General features: G+C 66.7%; 18 protein-coding genes. 12 read left to right on the forward strand and 6 right to left on the reverse strand.

The annotated features are described in order from the left end of the window. The first annotated feature begins 202 nt into the window (after positions 1 to 202). Positions 203 to 745, forward strand: coding sequence for a DUF6611 family protein (locus MRBLWO12_RS00005; protein ID WP_363551599.1), 543 nt, complete (start codon positions 203 to 205; stop codon positions 743 to 745). On the opposite strand, the gene MRBLWO12_RS00010 is transcribed toward MRBLWO12_RS00005, so the two are convergent. After that, complete coding sequence (locus tag MRBLWO12_RS00010; RefSeq protein ID WP_363551600.1) at positions 742 to 1,290, reverse strand: hypothetical protein; 549 nt, start codon at positions 1,288 to 1,290, stop codon at positions 742 to 744. The genes MRBLWO12_RS00005 and MRBLWO12_RS00010 overlap by 4 nt on opposite strands. Before the next feature lie 538 nt (positions 1,291 to 1,828). Then, entirely contained in the window at positions 1,829 to 2,407 is a 579-nt protein-coding gene (locus MRBLWO12_RS00015) for a hypothetical protein (protein WP_363551601.1), read from the reverse strand. Positions 2,408 to 2,649: 242 nt separating this feature from the next. Between MRBLWO12_RS00015 and MRBLWO12_RS00020 the strand changes: the two genes are divergently transcribed. From MRBLWO12_RS00020 to MRBLWO12_RS00050, 7 genes are read left to right on the forward strand one after another with little or no spacing between them, the layout of a single operon-like run. Further along, positions 2,650 to 2,775: a hypothetical protein gene (locus MRBLWO12_RS00020; RefSeq protein WP_363551602.1), complete on the forward strand. Its 126-nt coding sequence runs from the start codon at positions 2,650 to 2,652 to the stop codon at positions 2,773 to 2,775. After that, positions 2,772 to 2,861, forward strand: coding sequence for a potassium-transporting ATPase subunit F (locus MRBLWO12_RS00025; RefSeq protein WP_363551603.1), 90 nt, complete (start codon positions 2,772 to 2,774; stop codon positions 2,859 to 2,861). Before MRBLWO12_RS00020 ends, MRBLWO12_RS00025 begins: the two co-directional genes overlap by 4 nt. Then, on the forward strand, positions 2,861 to 4,534 hold the full coding sequence (gene kdpA / locus MRBLWO12_RS00030; protein WP_363551605.1) for a potassium-transporting ATPase subunit KdpA: 1,674 nt from the start codon (positions 2,861 to 2,863) through the stop codon (positions 4,532 to 4,534). Before MRBLWO12_RS00025 ends, kdpA begins: the two co-directional genes overlap by 1 nt. Positions 4,535 to 4,540: 6 nt before the next feature. Beyond that, on the forward strand, positions 4,541 to 6,688 hold the full coding sequence (kdpB, locus tag MRBLWO12_RS00035) for a potassium-transporting ATPase subunit KdpB (protein ID WP_363551607.1): 2,148 nt from the start codon (positions 4,541 to 4,543) through the stop codon (positions 6,686 to 6,688). Positions 6,689 to 6,710: 22 nt separating this feature from the next. Beyond that, the gene (gene kdpC / locus MRBLWO12_RS00040) at positions 6,711 to 7,325 is read left to right on the forward strand and encodes a potassium-transporting ATPase subunit KdpC (protein WP_363551609.1); all 615 of its coding nucleotides are present in this window, start codon (positions 6,711 to 6,713) and stop codon (positions 7,323 to 7,325) included. A gap of 2 nt (positions 7,326 to 7,327) precedes the next feature. Next, positions 7,328 to 9,838 (forward strand): DUF4118 domain-containing protein, encoded by a 2,511-nt coding sequence (locus MRBLWO12_RS00045; protein ID WP_363551610.1) that lies wholly within the window; start codon positions 7,328 to 7,330, stop codon positions 9,836 to 9,838. Further along, positions 9,835 to 10,527 (forward strand): response regulator transcription factor, encoded by a 693-nt coding sequence (locus MRBLWO12_RS00050; protein ID WP_363551611.1) that lies wholly within the window; start codon positions 9,835 to 9,837, stop codon positions 10,525 to 10,527. Before MRBLWO12_RS00045 ends, MRBLWO12_RS00050 begins: the two co-directional genes overlap by 4 nt. 12 nt (positions 10,528 to 10,539) lie before the next feature. Here the strand turns inward: MRBLWO12_RS00050 and MRBLWO12_RS00055 are convergent, their stop codons facing one another. Further along, the gene (locus MRBLWO12_RS00055) at positions 10,540 to 11,451 is read right to left on the reverse strand and encodes a VOC family protein (protein WP_363551613.1); all 912 of its coding nucleotides are present in this window, start codon (positions 11,449 to 11,451) and stop codon (positions 10,540 to 10,542) included. A 161-nt stretch (positions 11,452 to 11,612) separates the two neighbouring features. On the opposite strand from MRBLWO12_RS00055, the gene MRBLWO12_RS00060 reads away from it, so the two are divergent. The 3 genes from MRBLWO12_RS00060 (at position 11,613) to MRBLWO12_RS00070 (ending at position 13,315) form a co-directional block, all read left to right on the forward strand. Beyond that, positions 11,613 to 12,077: a MarR family winged helix-turn-helix transcriptional regulator gene (locus MRBLWO12_RS00060; RefSeq protein ID WP_363551614.1), complete on the forward strand. Its 465-nt coding sequence runs from the start codon at positions 11,613 to 11,615 to the stop codon at positions 12,075 to 12,077. 87 nt (positions 12,078 to 12,164) lie between these two features. Continuing rightward, positions 12,165 to 12,800: a hypothetical protein gene (locus MRBLWO12_RS00065; RefSeq protein WP_363551615.1), complete on the forward strand. Its 636-nt coding sequence runs from the start codon at positions 12,165 to 12,167 to the stop codon at positions 12,798 to 12,800. Beyond that, positions 12,797 to 13,315: an RNA polymerase sigma factor gene (locus tag MRBLWO12_RS00070; RefSeq protein WP_363551617.1), complete on the forward strand. Its 519-nt coding sequence runs from the start codon at positions 12,797 to 12,799 to the stop codon at positions 13,313 to 13,315. Before MRBLWO12_RS00065 ends, MRBLWO12_RS00070 begins: the two co-directional genes overlap by 4 nt. A 60-nt stretch (positions 13,316 to 13,375) precedes the next feature. Here MRBLWO12_RS00070 and nhaA read toward each other — a convergent pair whose 3' ends face one another. The 3 genes from nhaA to MRBLWO12_RS00085 form a co-directional block, all read right to left on the reverse strand. Then, positions 13,376 to 14,647, reverse strand: coding sequence for a Na+/H+ antiporter NhaA (nhaA, locus tag MRBLWO12_RS00075; RefSeq protein WP_363551618.1), 1,272 nt, complete (start codon positions 14,645 to 14,647; stop codon positions 13,376 to 13,378). A 66-nt stretch (positions 14,648 to 14,713) separates the two neighbouring features. Continuing rightward, positions 14,714 to 14,887 (reverse strand): hypothetical protein, encoded by a 174-nt coding sequence (locus tag MRBLWO12_RS00080; RefSeq protein ID WP_363551620.1) that lies wholly within the window; start codon positions 14,885 to 14,887, stop codon positions 14,714 to 14,716. 9 nt (positions 14,888 to 14,896) lie between these two features. Beyond that, positions 14,897 to 15,277 carry an ArsR/SmtB family transcription factor gene (locus MRBLWO12_RS00085; RefSeq protein WP_363558469.1) on the reverse strand — a complete coding sequence of 127 codons (381 nt, stop codon included), beginning with the start codon at positions 15,275 to 15,277 and terminating at the stop codon, positions 14,897 to 14,899. A gap of 92 nt (positions 15,278 to 15,369) precedes the next feature. Between MRBLWO12_RS00085 and MRBLWO12_RS00090 the strand changes: the two genes are divergently transcribed. Next, the gene (locus MRBLWO12_RS00090) at positions 15,370 to 16,671 is read left to right on the forward strand and encodes an NAD(P)-binding domain-containing protein (protein WP_363551622.1); all 1,302 of its coding nucleotides are present in this window, start codon (positions 15,370 to 15,372) and stop codon (positions 16,669 to 16,671) included. Positions 16,672 to 16,677: the final 6 nt, after the last annotated feature.

Genomic DNA, 16,677 nt, shown 5'->3' on the forward strand with positions numbered 1-16,677 from the left:
AACACGCGTCAACTATACACACAACAAAACCACACCACCCTAATAATAATATCTACTCTCACCACTCAGTTCCGAGGACCAGGCGCGGCCCCGCCTCGACTGCACGAACTGGCGGGTACCAGCTGAATGCCGTGAGACGAGCCTGTATGTGTTTCGTGTGGAGCACTGGCATTGCGAACCGGCCTGTTCGACCCTTCTCTTCATGCCCCTCGAACAAGCTCCCGAAGATCGTCTGACCCGCACGCAAGGGCGCAAGGCTCGACCTGTTCGGTGGGGCTATCTGCATCAGGCAGTGGCTCGGCACGGCATAGTGACGTCGCGATTGGTCGTCTACCCGCCGGATGCCTCGGATCGCGATCGACTGTGGGCTCATCGGTTCCATGTTTTCGCCCCGATCGCTCTGGGTGGGGGCACCGCGTGCTGGCTGCTCCTGATCGCGCTGGGAGTGTCTCCGGAGACCTCCGCGGTCCTCCTCGCCGTTCTCATCGCACCCATCGGAATCTCCTTGTGGTGGAGAGCGCGACCGCTGCACGCTCGCACCATCTCTCTGCGGTCGAGCAGGTCGGGGATGTGGGCGCATCCCGATGACGAGCGGCGTGAGGAGATGCTCTCGAGGCTTTCGTCCGTCATGGAAGGCGCGTGTGATGATATGCGGCGCGGACTCATCACCGTCGAGACCTTCGAAAGCATCTGGGCGCGTGTGTACGGGGACGCGCTCCTCGCCGACGCCCGGGACAGGCGTTAGAGGAGCTCCTCGGCCGCGGTCGCGGAGATATCGCGCTCGACGAGCTGTCGCGCGGAGACGACGTAGGAGCCCTCGATAGGAGTGTGCCGGATACGTTCGTTCAGATGCTCGATGAGAGTTCCGGCGTTCCCGTCATCCGCGATCACGACCCCGGTCACGCAGATGTCCCTGCTCCGTCGCATCTCGAGCTCGATGTGAGCGAGGTGCGCCATCCGGTCGAGAACACGGGTCGCGACGCGTTCGGCGTCGCGCTCAACTCGCAGCACGATGATCATGTGACGCACGCCCGGGAGGCGGGCGACGGCGTGAGCGAAATCGTGCCGTTCGGCGCGGAGCCGCTGTCGGAGCTCTCGGGTGCGGAGGTGACGTCCATCGATGCCGATCACGGCAGCTCTGATCATGCTCGAGGCCGGTTCCGGTGCGCTGGCCGGGCGCTCGGCGCCGGCACCGAGAAGGTGATCGAGGGGATCGCCGCGGAGCACTGCTCTCGGCAGCTGAGGCGAGAGCACCGCGCTCAGGGTGCCGGATCCCGAGTCGCTGCTCACTTCATGCACCTGCCGTGCCACTCGTCATCGGTAGATTCCGGATGACGAATGTGAGGTCGGGTCTGGCTCGCTGCGATGGTTCCCCTGCAGACGAGTGCGAGGAGGTCGCCTGGCGAGGTCTCACGGGGAAGCGTGACCTGCAGCGGGGGCGACTGGTCGTCGCACGAGTGAATCAGCATCGGCGTGCGGGCCAGCGCTCGGGGACTGTTCAGAAGTCGAGCCTCGAGGCACTGGGTACGGATGGTGCGCAGGTCGCAGTTCACGGTGATCTCGTCGGGCCTGAGACGCCGACCTTGTACACGTTCCAGAACCGTCGCGAGCACCACCGTCCGTCGTCCGGCGCGGTCGTCGGATTCTCCCACGTGCGAGATGAGGACACAGGGCGTGCCTCGAGTGTGCGCGTGCGCTGTCAGCGATCTCTCCTCGATGAGGATGTCGTGTGTGCTGACGGTCGTCCCGTTCGGCCAGGTCGAACGCTGACCGTGCTGTGATCCCGTCCGCGCGAGGCGGGCGGCTGACACGATGCCGTGCAGCATGCTCATGAGGCATCCGTCCGTGCGACCACCAGCGTGGCGGATACGCGAGGTTCGCCGCCGGCTGCGCCCGGTCGGGGCCGCACGTCATGCAATGCCACCGCGCCGGTGCAGGGGACGGCGAGCAGATCGCCCTCCCTCAGGTCGCCCGGCAGGAGCACGACCGGGTGGGGCCACGACGCGCCTCCGACGTCCCCGGGGATGAGCTCGATGCGGGTGCTCTTGCTCGTGGAGGCGCGACCGATGAGCCGGCACTCACCCCACTGTGCCGAGACACCGTCGAACGTGCAGTCGGTCAGGGCGATTCGCTTGTCCTCCTGCGTGTCGACGCGGAGTGTGACTCGAAACACGAGCACGGTGACGTCGGTTCCGCCACCGAGCGCGCGTGCGTGCGGCATCCCTGGGCGAGGGAGGTCCCCGGTGAGTACGGCGGGCGTGCCGTTCAGGTCGACGAGTCTCGTCAACGACACTCCCGCAACGATGACGTCGGAGACGGTCGCGTGTGTGTGCAACGGCCAGTAGCCGATCTCGAGAGGGTCAGGGATGCTCAGTCGCAGTGTGGGAAGGATTTCCGTCAGGGTCATGTCTCTGTCCTACGGCTCATTCCGACCGTGGGGAACGCGTCCCTACGGAACTCATGCGCCTCAGGTCGGATCGTCCACAGCACTCGCGGATCCGTGCATCGACCGGCGGCGACGGCCTGATCCTCGGTTCTGTTAGGGCGCCATGAGAGTCGTCCAACTCGGCGTATGGGTTCCGTAAGAACGGCTTTGGCGGGTCGCAGCGGGGTGTTTGATCGGTGATTGCGCCCGTACTGGGCAGTCCGGTGAGCGTGCGCGCTGCCGTGGTCCTTCGAATGGAGCTTGTTGTGCTTGACATCGTCGACGTACTGGGCGTGATCGTCCTGTTCGTGGTTATCGGATTCCTGGGGAAGGCGGTGGAGAAGCTGTGATCGTCTTCGAGCTCCTTGCAGCCGTCCTCGGCGTCTCGGCAATCGTCTATCTCGTGTTCGCACTCGTGAAGCCGGAGCGATTCTGATGACGTGGTTGTACGCTCTTCTCGCTTTTGCCACGGTCGCGATCGTCATCGGCGTTCTCTACCGGCCGGTCGGCGACTACATGGCGTGGGTGTACACCTCACGCAAGGACTGGAAGATCGAACGCGGGATCTACAAGATCATCGGCGTCGACTCGAAGGCCGAGCAGACGTGGCAGGCCTACCTTCGCGGTGTGCTCGCGTTCTCCGCGGTCGGAGTGCTCTTCGTCTACGTCCTGCAGCGCACCCAGCAGTGGCTGCCCTATTCGCTGGGACTGGGCGCGCCGTCTGAGCCGCTGTCGTTCAACACGGCCGTGTCCTTCGTCACCAACACGAACTGGCAGTCCTACTCGCCGGAGGTGACGCTGGGCTACACCGTGCAGTTCGCCGGCCTCGCGGTGCAGAACTTCGTCTCCGCAGCTGTGGGCATCGCCGTGGCGATCGCGCTCGTGCGCGGCTTCGCCTACCGTCGCTCGGGCACGATCGGCAACTTCTGGGTCGACCTGACCCGTGGCGCGTTCCGTCTGCTGCTTCCGATCGCGGTGATCGGAGCGATCGTGCTGATGGTCGGTGGCGTGATCCAGAACTTCAACGGATTCACGACCGTTTCGGCCCTCACCGGAGGCGAGCAGACCATCCCGGGTGGCCCGACCGCATCGCAGGAGGCGATCAAACTTCTGGGAACCAACGGTGGCGGGTTCTTCAACGCCAACTCGTCGCACCCCTTCGAGAACCCGACCGCATGGACGAACATCTTCGAGATTCTTCTGATGCTCGTCATTCCGTTCTCCCTCCCGCGCACGTTCGGGAAGATCGTGTCCGACAACCGACAGGGCTACGCGATCTTGGGCGTCATGGCGACGCTCTACACGATGTCCTTCGTCATCCTCACCACGCTCGAGTCCATCGGAGGCGGAACGGCACCGGAGCTTGCGGGAGGCGCGATGGAGGGTAAGGAGCAGCGCTTCGGGATCATCGGATCCACGTTGTTCGCCACCACCAGCACCGGCACCTCCACGGGCGCCGTGAACTCGATGCACGACTCCTACACGGCGCTCGGCGGCATGATGCCGATGCTGAACATGATGCTCGGTGAAGTCTCGCCCGGTGGCGTCGGTTCGGGGCTCTACGCGATTCTCATCCTCGCGGTGATCGCGGTCTTCATCTCCGGTCTGCTGATCGGTCGTACGCCCGAATACCTCGGGAAGAAGATCGGCCCGAAGGAGATCAAGCTCGCCGCCCTGTACATCCTGGTGATGCCGACTCTGGTTCTGGGCGGAACCGCTCTGAGCTTCGCGATTCCCGGCGTGCGGGAAGAGATCGAGAGCACCTCGATCTGGAACCCGGGTATCCATGGGATGTCGGAAGTCCTCTACGCCTTCACCTCAGCCGCGAACAACAACGGCTCGGCTTTCGCCGGTCTCACGGCGAACACACCCTGGCTGAACACGGCACTGGGAGTGACGATGCTGCTGGGCCGATTCGTTCCCATCGTCTTCGTGCTCGCTCTCGCCGGATCTCTCGCCGCCCAGGACAAGGTCCCGACCACCTCGGGAACCCTGCCCACGCATCGCCCGATGTTCGTGGGGCTGCTCACCGCCGTCACCGTCCTGGTGACCGCACTCACCTTCTTCCCCGTTCTTGCGCTGGGTCCCCTGGCAGAAGGGCTGATGTAACCCATCATGTCGACAATCACCGAAACCCGCCCCGCTGCGGCGGCCACACCCGCCCAGCGCGGAGGATTCACCTGGGAGCAGGTCCGAGCCGCGCTTCCCGGCGCCCTTCGCAAACTCGACCCCCGGGAACAGTGGCGCAACCCCGTCATGCTCCTGGTGTGGGTCGGAGCGGTCCTCACGACCGTTCTCGCCATCGCCGAGCCTTTCATCGGGGGGCCCGCCGACTCGGGAGGAACGACCGTCCCGTGGTCGTTCACCGGTGCCATCGCCGTGTGGCTGTGGCTCACAGTACTGTTCGCGAACCTCGCGGAGTCCATCGCCGAAGGCCGGGGCAAGGCCCAGGCGGAGACGTTGCGCAAGACCCGCACCAGCACGATGGCCCACCGGGTCGCCGACTACGACGCCGTCGGTGATGCCTCGGCCGAGCGCACGTCTTCGCGCGACGTGTCATCGGCGGACCTGTCGCTGGGCGACGTCGTGGTCGTGTCTGCGGGCGAACTGATTCCCGGTGATGGTGACATCGTCTGGGGGATCGCCTCAGTGGACGAATCCGCGATCACCGGCGAATCCGCTCCGGTGGTGCGCGAGTCCGGCGGAGACCGCTCCGCGGTGACCGGCGGCACGCGGGTGCTGTCCGACCGCATCGTCGTGCGCATCACGTCCAAGCCGGGCGAGACGTTCGTCGACCGGATGATCGCACTGGTCGAAGGAGCATCTCGTCAGAAGACGCCGAATGAGATCGCGCTGAACATCCTGCTCGCTTCACTGTCGATCGTCTTCGTCGTCGTCGCACTGACCTTGAACCCGATCGCGTCGTACGCGGCGGCACCGGTGAGCGTCACCGTCCTGATCGCCCTTCTGGTCTGCCTCATCCCCACGACCATCGGCGCTCTGCTCAGCGCGATCGGCATCGCCGGTATGGACCGGCTCGTGCAGCGCAATGTGCTGGCGATGTCGGGCCGCGCGGTCGAGGCAGCGGGAGACGTCACGACTCTGCTGCTGGACAAGACAGGAACCATCACCTACGGCAACCGGCGCGCGAGTGCGTTCATCCCTCTCAGCGATGTACCGCGAGACGAACTGATCCTGACGGCGGCGCTGTCTTCGTTGGCGGATCCCACACCCGAGGGAGCTTCGATCGTCGAACTCGCCAGAGACAAGGGCGCGGTCGTCGGACCGAGCGCAGAAGGCGAGATCGTCCCGTTCACCGCGCAGACACGCATGTCGGGACTCGATACCCCCGACGGCGTGAGCATCCGAAAGGGCGCGACCTCGGCCGTGGTCGCATGGCTGGAAGCAGAGGGCAATCGCCTGCCCAGCAGCGCGCTCGCCGAGATCGAGGACGCCGTGGAGGTGATCGCGCAGTCCGGCGGTACCCCGCTGGTCGTGGCGACGAAGACCCGCGCCGGTGAAGGGCGCCTGCTGGGCGTCGTGCACCTGAAGGACGTCGTCAAGGAGGGGCTGCCGGCGAAGTTCGCCGAGATGCGCTCCATGGGAATCCGCACGGTCATGATCACGGGTGACAACCCGCTCACCGCCGCGGCGATCGCCAAGGAGGCGGGAGTCGACGACTTCCTCGCCGAAGCGACCCCCGAGGACAAGCTGGCCTACATCCGCAAGGAACAGGAGGGCGGAAACCTCGTCGCGATGACCGGTGACGGTACGAACGACGCCCCCGCGCTCGCGCAGGCGGATGTCGGCGTGGCGATGAACTCCGGCACCTCGGCAGCGAAGGAGGCCGGCAACATGGTCGACCTCGACTCCGACCCGTCGAAGCTCATCGACATCGTCAGGATCGGAAAGCAGCTGCTCATCACCCGCGGCGCGTTGACCACGTTCTCCATCGCCAACGACATCGCGAAGTACTTCGCCATCATCCCCGCGATGTTCATGGGGGTGTTCCCGCAGCTCGGCGCGCTGAACATCATGGGGTTGCATTCCCCGGCATCCGCCGTGCTGTCGGCGATCATCTTCAACGCGATCGTGATCGTCTTCCTCATCCCTCTCGCCCTGCGGGGTGTGAAGTATCGGCCGGGCAATGCCTCCCACATCCTCGGACGCAATCTCGCCGTCTACGGGCTCGGTGGTGTGATCACTCCGTTCCTCGGCATCTGGGTGATCGACCTCGTCGTTCGTCTCATCCCCGGCTTCTGATCGCCGCGAAAGAAGGAAAACAATGAACACGTCAACCCGCCAAGCGGGACGAACGATCTGGGTCGCCACCCGGGCGATGGTCCTCTTCACCATCGTCCTCGGGGTCATCTACACGCTCGCGATCACCCTCATCGGTCAGCTGGCACTCCCGGCTCAGGCCAACGGGTCCGTCGTGACCGACGCGCAGGGAACACCGGTCGGGTCGTCCCTGATCGGCCAGTCCTTCGCCGATGCGGACGGCAACCCGATCCCGGAGTACTTCCAGCCTCGGCCCTCCGCGGCAGGCGACGGCTACGACGGCGGTGCCTCCTCCGGGTCGAACCATGGGCCGGAGAACGCGGATCTCATCGCCGCGATCGCTGAGCGCAAGGCGCAGGTCGCCACGTTCAATGATGTCGCCGAGGACGAGGTGCCGGTCGACGCGGTCACCGCGTCGTCGTCAGGCCTCGACCCGCACATCAGCCCGGAGTATGCGGCGATCCAGATCGCCCGCGTCGCCGACGCGCGCGGCCTGTCGGTCGAGGCGGTGCGCGAGGTCGTGGATGCGCACACCAACGGTCCGGACATCGGATACCTCGGTGACCCCACAGTGAACGTCCTCGAGCTCAACCTCGCGCTCGACGAAATGAGGAAGTGACGATGTCGAAACGGGGGCGGCTCAGCGTCCTGCTCGGCGCCGCCCCCGGCGTCGGCAAGACCTTCACCATGCTCGAAGAGGGCCGACGCTTGCGGGCAGAGGGCAAGGACGTCGTGATCGGCATCGTCGAGACTCACGGACGGGCGGCGACGGCAGCGATGACAGACGGGATCCCCTCGGTACCTCGTGCCAGGTTCGCCCACCGCGGTGTCGATCTCGAGGAGATGGACCTCGCCGCGGTCCTGGCGCGTCGTCCCCAGATCGCCCTCGTCGACGAACTGGCTCACACCAACGCCACCGGGGCCGAGAACGAGAAACGCTGGCAGGATGTCGCGGTTCTCCTCGACGCCGGTATCAGCGTCATCTCGACCCTGAACATCCAGCACATCGAATCCCTCAACGACGTCGTCGAACAGATCACGCGGGTGCCTCAACGTGAGACCGTGCCGGACAGCTTCTTGCGCAGCGCGGATCAGATCGAGGTCGTCGACCTCGCACCGCAAGCACTGCGCGATCGTCTCAGCGGCGGCTTCGTGTACCCCGCCGAACGAATCGATGCCGCGTTGTCCAATTACTTCCGGTTGGGCAACCTCACGGCGCTCCGTGAACTCGCCCTGATCTGGCTGGCGGATGAGGTCGACCAGGCGCTCAAGGGATACCGGCAGGAGCAGGGGATCGACTCGACCTGGGAGGCGCGCGAACGCGTCGTCGTCGCCCTCACGGGAGGTATCGAGGGGGAGACGTTGCTGCGGCGTGGCGCGCGCATCGCCGCCCGCTCGGCCGGCGGCGAACTGCTGGCTGTGCATGTGACGAGTCAGGACGGTCTTCGATCAAGCAATCCGGTCGCCCTCGCGGAACAGCGCACGCTCGTCGAGAAGCTCAACGGGACGTATCACCAGGTCATCGGTGATGACATCCCGACGTCGCTCGTGGAGTTCGCCCGGTCCGTGAACGCCACCCAACTCGTGCTCGGCGCCAGCCGTCGCGGACGCATCGCCGCGGCGTTCACCGGACCGGGCATCGGTGCGACGGTGGTGCGGGAGTCCGGCGACATCGACGTGCACATGGTCAACCATGGGGCGGCCGGCAGAAGGTTCGCGCTTCCCCCGTTGACGGGGGCTCTCACACGAAAGCGCCGGATACTCGGTTTCGTCGTCGCTCTTCTCGGCGGCCCGATGCTGTCGGCCCTGCTCTCGGTGTTCCGGAGCCCGGAGTCCATCACCACGGACGTGCTGAGCTTTCAGCTCCTCGTGGTCGTCGTCGCCCTCGTCGGCGGGATCTGGCCGGCGCTGTTCGCCGCGGTGCTCTCCGGACTGACTCTCGACTACCTCTTCATCGAACCGCTCTACACGATCCACATCCACGAACCGCATCACCTGCTCGCCCTGTGCCTGTACGTGGTCATCGCCAGCCTCGTGAGCTTCATCGTGGACCGTGCGGCTCGCTACACGCGCGCCGCGCGGCGATCAGCAGCAGAGTCCGAACTCATCCAGACCATCGCGGGAAGCGTGCTCCGCGGAGACAACGCGATCCAAGCGCTCATCGACCGCACCCGTGAGGCGTTCCACCTCCCCGGAGTCCGTCTCCTCAGGGGCGATGATGTGCTGGCGCGCGCGGGGGAGCCGGTGGCGGACAACCGGCACACCGAGGTGCGCATCGGCGACGATACCGTCCTCGAACTGCATGGAGCCGACATCGCCGCATCCGAGCGACGCCTGCTCGCGGTCGTCACCGCACAGCTCGCCGCCGCCCTCGAGCACCAGCAGCTGGAGAACACGGCCAAGCAGATCGAGCCGATCGCGGCATCCGATCGTGTTCGCGGGGCGCTTCTCTCCGCTCTCAGCCATGATCTCCGCCGCCCGCTCGCGGCCGCGTCCGCGGCCGTGGGAGGCCTGCGGGCGGCCGGTCCCGAACTCGCCAACGCCGACAAGCAGGAGCTCCTCGAGACGGCAGACGAAAGCCTCGTCGCTCTCGCCACGCTCGTCACCGACCTCCTCGACGTGAGTCGCCTGCAGACAGGAGTGCTCTCGATCGCCGATATGCCCACAGACCCTGCGGAAGTCATCGCGCCCGCCCTCGATGAACTCCATCTCGGCCCCACCGAGGTCACACTCGCCCTGAACCATGGAGACACGCTCGCCCACGCCGACCCCGTGCTCCTGCAGCGTGCTCTCGTGAATCTGCTGGCCAATGCCCACCGGTACAACCCGGAAGGGCCGCCCGTGCACATCAGCACCAGTACCTTCGGGGGCCAGCTCGAGATCAGGATCATCGATCACGGCCCCGGCGTCCCCGCAGAGAAGAAGGACGACATCTTCCTGCCCTTCCAACGGCTGGGCGACACCGACAACTCCACCGGGCTCGGGCTCGGGCTCGCGTTGTCCCGCGGGTTCGTGGAAGCCATGCACGGCACGCTTGTTCCCGAAGACTCACCGGGTGGGGGACTCACGATGGTCATATCCCTGCCCGCCGAGACATCATCCGCATCGCACTCCGGGGAGGTCGCACCGTGAAGATCCTGATCGCCGACGATGATCCGCAGATCGTTCGAGCTCTGCGGATCACCCTCACGGCGAAGGGCTACGACGTCGTCACCGCGGCGGACGGCGCTCGGGCGATCGCTGCCGCCATCGATCATCAGCCGGACCTCTTCCTCTTGGACCTCGGCATGCCGCAGCTCAACGGCATCGAAGTCATCGAAGGCATCCGCGGGTGGTCTCAGGCGCCGATCCTGGTCGTCTCAGGGCGCGCGGGTGCTGCCGACAAAGTCGAAGCGCTCGATGCGGGCGCCGACGACTACATCACGAAGCCCTTCGCGGTCCAGGAGCTGCTGGCGCGCATCCGCGCTCTGACGCGGAGGGTCCCCCAGGACATCTCGGCGCCGATCGTGCACCTCGGCGAAGTGACCATCGACCTCTCCGCTCACAGCGTCGTTCGCGTCAGTGCGGACGCGACCTCGCACATCCGGCTCACTCCCACCGAGTGGCAGATGATCGAACTCCTGATCCGCAATCCCGGCAAGCTGGTCACGCGAAAGACGCTCCTCACGAGCATCTGGGGCACCGAACACGCAGAGGACACGGGATATCTCCGCCTCTACGTGTCGCAACTCCGCAAGAAGCTCGAAGCCGATCCCTCGCATCCGGTGCATATCATCACCGAGCCGGGGATGGGCTACCGCCTCGACGGGATGCTCACCTGAACTCTCCGCGACTCAGTTCGCTGCCGGAGAGATCACCAACCGTGTGCCCCAGGGGTCGGCGAGATGCAGGCTGCGGCCGTCATCGGCGCGTTCGATGCCGTGACCGCGGACGCGTTCCGCCATCGCCTCGACATCGTCGCGGGTCGGCACCTGGATGCGCACATCTCCGAGTCCGAGAGACGCGGCACGCGGTCCAGCCCCCGCGCTCTGCCAGGTGTTCATGCCGATGTGGTGGTGGTAGCCGCCAGCGGAGACGAACAGCGCGGACCCCAGATCGGCGGTGACATCGAGGCCGAGCACGTCGACGTAGAACCGCTTCGCGGTCGGGATGTCGCCGACCTGCAGGTGCACGTGTCCGATCGCCGCGGTGTCTCCCGTGCGGCCCGCATCCTCGTCGAGCCACCGGTGCAGGAACGCGTTCGGGTCGAGCGGGAGCGAGTCCATCACCACGCCGCCACCGGGAAGCAGCTGCCACTGATCGCGAGGGCGGTCGTGATATAGCTCGAGGCCGTTGCCCTCCGGGTCTGTGAAGTAGAAGGCCTCGCTGGCGAGGTGGTCGGCGGAACCCGTGAAGGTCTGCGGCACCCGCTGGGCCATCTGGAAGAGGGACGATGCGAGCTGCTGCGGATCCTGGAACAGGATGGCCGTGTGGTAGAGCCCGGCACCACGTGGGTTCGCGGTCGGGAGGTCGCGCTCCTGCCGCAGAGTCATGATCCTCTGCGTGCCGCGCCCGAGCACGGCGGTGGCGCCGGACTGCTCGAGCACATCGAGCGTGACGGCATCGCGATAGTAGGAGGTCATGGCGTCGAGGTCGCGGACGAGCAGTTCGACGGTGTCCATCTGCGTGCCGTCGGGCGCGGCCCCTGCGGTCGCAGCCGGTGCCGCCCGCCAGGCCCCGGCCGAGGGCGAAGACGTCACGCCCATGATGCGAATCCGAGCCAGGCGCCGGCTATGGCGAGCAGCCCCGCGACGATCCAATTTGCGATCAACATCGTGATCCCCTTCTGAAGTACTGCCATCCGGATGCGGATTGGTTGTTGCTTCAACTAACGTACGCTGGTCGCATGGCATTCCAGGTTCCGAGAATGGATGAGCGCGAGTCGCGCGCCTGGCTCGGTCTGGTGGCCGTGGCGCAACTGCTCCCCGCCGCGCTGGATTCGCAGCTGCAACGCGAAGCGCACCTGACGCACTTCGAGTTCATGGTGCTGACGGCGCTCCGGTTCGCGCCGCAGAGCACGCTGCGCATGACCGCGCTCGCCGACGCCACCAACGCGACGCTCACGAGGCTCTCCCACGTCTGCACCCGCCTGGAGAAGCGCAGGATCGTGGCGCGGACTCCGGCGCTCGACGACCGGAGGGCGACCGACATCCGGCTCACCACTGAAGGACGGCGCGTGCTGGTCCGGGCGATGCCGGGGCACATCCAGACCGCCCGGCGCCTCGTGATCGATGCGCTCACCCCCGCACAGCTGGAGGCTCTGGCCGAGATCGCCGAGACGATCACCGACCGACTGTCGGGCGGCGAGCCATTCCCGCGCATCCACGACTGACGCGTCGATGAACTGAATCCGTCGGCATGCAACGTCTCCTCCTCTGCCGGCCATGTTCTTGATGAGCCACGATGGACGAGGAGCGTCATGAACGATCAAGAACTCGATGAGCGGTTGCGCCGCGCTGATCCGGCCGGCCCCGTGCCGGAGGCATTCGACGCGACGATAGGCCAACTGGTCGCCCTCCCGCTCGCCCGCAGCCCGCGTCGACGCTGGCGTCCCGTCGTCGCGGTCGGCGGCACCCTGGTGCTGGTCGGAGCGCTTGCTGCGGCGACGGATATCGACAGCTTCCTGCTCTCCGTGCCTCCGTTCGCGGGCCTCGAGCACGGCGCCGACTTCCGTCCGGCGTCCGGTCTGCCTTTCGTTCCGACGGAAGGGCAGGATCGCGGCGAGCAGTGCGCGCTGTACGTCGATCTGGGAGGACTCACCGACGATCAGCGTGCCACCGTGGGCGACTACTGGTCATCGGCGGATCCGGCTGCGTTCGCTGCATCCGTTCATGAACGCATGCAGAACCCTCGACAGCAGGACATCGGCTACCCGGAGGCGATCGAATCATGGGCGGTGGTCGAGCAGAGCCTCGCCGTCCTCGATCACGTGGTTCCCGGTATCGAGTGGGGGGCCGCCACTCCCGGTGCGTCCTTCGAGCCGGGTGATCCGCATCTGGCGTCGGTCACCCAGCTGTGCCGCGACGACCTCGACAGTCTCGAGCCCGGCGAATGACATCGAAGCTGCGCATGCCGGTGCCGAACATCACCGCCGACGCCGAACGAATCGAGTCCGTCGTCCGGCGCGAAGCTCCGGCGCTGCTGGCCTACTTCGAGCGCCGGAGCAGCCCCCACGACGCCGCCGACCTGTTGGGCGAGACGCTTCTCATCGCGTGGAGGCGGGTGTCAGCGGTGCCCGCAGACGACCAAGAAGCCCGCATGTGGCTCTTCGGCGTCGCCCGCCGCGTGCTCATGACGAGCCGCCGCAGCGGCGTGCGACGTCAGGCGCTGACCGATCGCCTGCGCGAAGAGGCGCTCGCGCGACCGCCGGTGACGGGACAGCAGGACGACGATCTGCGCGAGGCACTCGCGTCGCTCGACCCCCTCGACGCGGAGATCATCCGTCTGCTCCATTGGGATGGATTCGCGCTCGCCGAGATCGCACAGCACCTCGGTAAACCTGCGGGCACGATCCGCAGTCGCTACAGCCGGGCGCGGGCGGCGTTGCGCGCAGCGCTCGAAGCGGGATGAGCCTGCCCCAGAGTGCGGGGTTTCCGCTCCGCGCGGCTGAACACCGCGGGCGAACCGCCCTCAGCCGACGAGCTGCGCCCGCCGTGCGCGAGCGTTGCGGCGGGCCAGGATCATCCCACCGATCACCGCAGCGAGGAACGACCCGAGGAGCACGCCGATCTTCACATGCTCGTCGGCGACCGAACTCGATCCGTACGCGAGCTCACCGACGAGGAGAGAGACGGTGAATCCGATTCCGGCGACGAAGCTCATGCCGACCAGATCGGGCCAGCGCAGCGTCTCGTCCAGGCGCAGTGCGGGGAGCCGACTCAGGAGGAACGTCGTCGCGAGGATCCCGATCGGCTTTCCGGCGACCAACCCGACGATGATGCCGATCGTGATCGGGTCAGCCAGTGCGGAGCGGAGGCCGTCGACACCGCCGATCGTCACCCCCGCTGCGAAGAAGGCGAAGATCGGCACGGCGAAGAGCGTCGCGACGACGCCCCACCGATCCGCGAAGTGCGGGGCCATTCCGTCGTACAGCGGCTCACCGGACTCGTCGCTTCCGGCTCGTACGCGCGCTCGTTCGGTGGGTGCGACGGGCACGACGAAACCGAGCAGCACACCGGCGACTGTCGCATGGACGCCCGCCGCGTGGATGCACACCCACACGGCGATCGCCAGCGGCAGCAGGATCCACCAGGCGCGCACACCCTTCTGGACGAGCAGCGCGAATCCGGCCAGCGGCAGCAACGCGAGGGCGAGCCAGGGGAAGCTGATCGTCTCGGTGTAGAACGTCGCGATGATGGTGATCGCGATCAGATCGTCGATGATCGCCAGCGTCAGCAGGAACACGCGGAGGGCGGGAGGGAGGAACTTCCCGACCACGGCGATCACGGCCACTGCGAACGCGATGTCTGTCGCTGTGGGGATCGCCCACCCGCGCAGCGCGTCCGCTCCGCTGTTCGCGTTGATGATCACGAAGATCAGCGCGGGCACGGCGACACCTCCGACAGCCGCGGCGATCGGCAGAGCGGCCTGACGCGGATCGCGGAGACGCCCCGTCACGAACTCCTCCTTCAGCTCGAGGCCCACGACGAAGAAGAAGATCGCCAACAGCCCGTCTGCCGCCCAGGCGCCGATGCTGAGCTCGAGGTGCAGTTCGGGGATGCCGAAGGTGAAGTCGCGTATCGACTCGTACCAGGGGGCTGCCGGACTGTTCGCGAGGATGAGGGCGGCCACTGTCGCCACGAGGAGGAGGGAACCTCCGAGCACATCGCTGCGGGCGTTGGAGCGGATGCCCCGCCACAGCTCATGCGGAGCGAGGGAGAAACGAGAAGGGGAAGTGGACACGACGAGACCTCACGCGGGAGAAGGGGTGGATGGCGCAGAAGACCACCGCCCCTTGCGAGGCGTGGTCTAGGTGCGTGGCGGAGGGCAGCCGGCGATCTCGCCGTGCGAAAGCGTGCCCCACACGCTGGTCCACCCGTTCGTGCCGGGGTGCAGCACGACGCGCATCCATTCCCTCATCGGGGTCGCCGAGCGCAGCTCATGCGGAGCACGCGTCGAGCCGGCGATCGAGAGAAGGGGCACTCTGCAAGCCTATCGGGAGCGCTGACGGTGCACCTGGAGAGGGAGTGCACGCGGCCCTCGCACCGCGCGGAGGGCGTCTGCTGCGGCGTCCATCGCGTCGACGTCGAGAGCGAAGTAGGCCCACTTGCCGCGTTGTTCGCGTGTGACGAGTCCGGCATCCGCGAGGAGTTTCATGTGGTGAGAGACGGTGCCCTGCGAGAGGCCGACGGGCTCGGTCAGGTCGCAGATGCACGCCTCCCCACCTGTGCCGGCAGCGATGAGGGACAGCAGTCTGACGCGTGTGGGGTCGCCCAGTGCTTTGAACACGCGGGCGACACGGTCAGCATCCTCGACGGTCATCGAGGATGTGATGGGCGGCACGCAGCAGGCGGTCGCTTCGATCGTCGTCATCACACTCACGAGTCGAGTCTGACACGTATTGACAATCTTCGATAGGTCGGTCAGAGTCTTCATATTGAAGAATCTCGATGTGAGGAGATGTGATGTCCGAGCTTCCTGTCGTCGTCATCGGAGCGGGACCCCAGGGTCTTGCCGCAGCAGCGCATCTCGTCGAGCGCGACGAGAACGTCATCGTCGTCGAACAGGGGCACGGTCCTGCAGCGGCGGTGTCCGAGTGGGGGCATGTGCGTCTGTTCTCGGCCTGGCCGGAGCTCACGGACACAGCCGCCCGTCGCCTGCTCGAGCCGACAGGGTGGAGCGCGCCCGTGTCGGGCTATCCGACCGGGGCGGAGTGGGTGCGCGACTACCTGGCGCCGCTCGCCGGCGTCATGGGAGAGCGGATCCGCTACGGCACGACCGTCACCGGAGTGGCGCGCCAGGGGCGGGACAAAGTCGTCGACGCAGGGCGCAGGAGTCAACCGTTCGTCGTCCACACGGTCGATGGCGACGGCGGCGAATCCCGCATTCTCGCCCGTGCCGTCATCGACGCGAGTGGCACCTGGGGGCTGCCGAATCCTGCGGGGGCGGACGGCTTCCCTGCCCTCGGCGAGGCCGCGGCAGTGGACCTGATCTCCTACCGCATCCCTGCCGACATCTCGGAACTCGCCGGTTCGCATGTCGTCGTCGTGGGAGCAGGGCACTCGGCGACTCACGCCGTACTGCGCCTGAGCGAGGTGGCACGTCGGTCACCGGGAACGCGCGTGACCTGGCTGCTGCGCCGGGGGAGTGCGGCGAACCTCTTCGGCGGCGGCGCCGGAGACGAGCTTCCCGAGCGTGCCGCACTCGGCTCCCGTGCACGCAAGGTGATCGACGACGGTGTCGTGGATCTGGTGACAGGGTTCCGGGTCGCCGAGTTCCGGCAGCGCGATGACAGGCTGACAGTCGTCGCCGAAGACGGACGCGAGGTAGCGGCTGTCGGGCGCGTCTTCGCCCTCACCGGCTTCCGCCCTGACACCGGGATGTTGCGAGAGCTGCGGATCGACCTCGATCCCACGCTCGAGGCCGTCGCGGGTATCGCATCCGAGATCGACCCGAACATCCACTCCTGCGGATCGGTGTCGGCCACCGGAGCGAGAGAGCTTGCTCAGCCGGAACAAGGCTTCTTCATCATCGGCGTGAAGTCGTACGGACGAGCGCCGACCTTCCTGGCGCTCACCGGGTACGAGCAGGCCCGCAGCGTCGCCGCGCATCTCGCGGGCGACGCTGCGGCGGCCTCGCGCAACGAGCTCGCACTCCCGGCTACCGGAGTGTGCGGCGGATCCGGAGACTTCGACGACGACGCGGGTGGGTGCTGTGCCGCCCCAGCGGTCCTTCAGATCGGTGCGCGGCCCATCGCCGTCGGCTGATCGCCG

Origin of the sequence: Microbacterium sp. LWO12-1.2 (assembly GCF_040675875.1) — a bacterium.
In the GTDB taxonomy this organism is placed as follows: domain Bacteria; phylum Actinomycetota; class Actinomycetes; order Actinomycetales; family Microbacteriaceae; genus Microbacterium.